Genomic DNA, 544 nt, shown 5'->3' with positions numbered 1-544 from the left:
ATGGGTGATCCTTTTGGTGCAACCCAATCAACGCCTGTGTGCATACGGACATAGCCTAAAATAGGATGTTTGCGTGGACCAAAGGGGGAGCCAAAAATGCCATTGGGAGTGGGTTTGCGGAGTAAAAAAGGTTTGGAACTTTTTCCTTCTGAATCATAATAATCGACACTGCCGTCTTTTGATTGGTAACGATAATATTTGTAAGTTGCATTGCCAAAAGTGGCACTGATATAACGAATTTCAGGATCTGCATTGGTTGGATATTCTTTTGCTTTCTGGCTCTTTTGACCATTTAGCGTTTCTTTGTTGTTTTTCTCTATCTCGCTTTGTTGTGGAACGGCATAAAATATTTCGATTTGATCATTGGGGGTTATTCGGCTTTTCATATCAATATTGGTGGCAAGCAGACGAATAAGACGATAAGAAAGCGATTGTGATATATTGTGGCTAAGCAAGGCACTATAGAGTGCATCATAAGCCGTTGGTAATTGCGCGCTATTGATATAAGAATGTGGAATACCATTTTGAAAAGCCGTTTTAAGTG

The 544-nt window shown here is 39.9% G+C and carries 1 protein-coding gene; it reads right to left on the bottom strand.

Going from position 1 to position 544, the window contains the following annotated elements; all coding sequences use genetic code 11:
- A partial coding sequence (locus ACFIO5_RS10905) for a M23 family metallopeptidase (RefSeq protein ID WP_375705414.1) occupies positions 1-544 on the bottom strand: 544 nt, incomplete at both ends.

This window comes from Bartonella sp. AA86SXKL (assembly GCF_042196885.1).
The sequence above is the reverse complement of the archived record's forward strand: the minus strand, read 5'-3'. Positions and strand labels throughout refer to the sequence as shown.